Source organism: Exiguobacterium sp. SL-9, assembly GCF_004336985.1.
GTDB lineage: Bacteria > Bacillota > Bacilli > Exiguobacteriales > Exiguobacteriaceae > Exiguobacterium.
This window is the reverse complement of record NZ_SJUO01000030.1, coordinates 1-411: the sequence shown is the minus strand read 5'-3', so window position 1 is coordinate 411 and position 411 is coordinate 1. Positions and strand designations below refer to the sequence as shown.

Below are 411 nucleotides of genomic sequence, written 5' to 3'. Positions count from 1 at the left end.
AGTTACCACTGCGCATCAGCGGGGCAAATGGGTAGGCATTTGCGGTGAACTGGGCGGTGAAAGCCGTTATCTGCCGCTACTGCTTGGGCTGGGCCTGGATGAGCTGAGTATGAGTAGCCCGCGTATTCCGGCGGTGAAAAGCCAGCTTCGTCAACTGGATAGCGAGGCGTGTCGGGAACTGGCGCGTCAGGCATGTGAATGCCGCAGTGCGCAGGAAATTGAAGCGTTACTCACCGCCTTTACGCCGGAAGAAGACGTTCGCCCACTGCTGGCGCTGGAGAATATCTTTGTTGATCAGGATTTTAGCAATAAAGAGCAGGCGATCCAGTTCCTGTGCGGCAACCTCGGCGTTAACGGGCGCACTGAACATCCGTTTGAGCTGGAAGAAGATGTCTGGCAGCGGGAAGAGAT

At 56.2% G+C, this 411-nt stretch carries 1 protein-coding gene; it reads left to right on the top strand.

The window, feature by feature from the left end; translation table 11 throughout:
- A partial coding sequence (locus EVJ34_RS15495; protein ID WP_161568931.1) for a putative PEP-binding protein occupies positions 1 to 411 on the top strand: 411 nt, incomplete at both ends.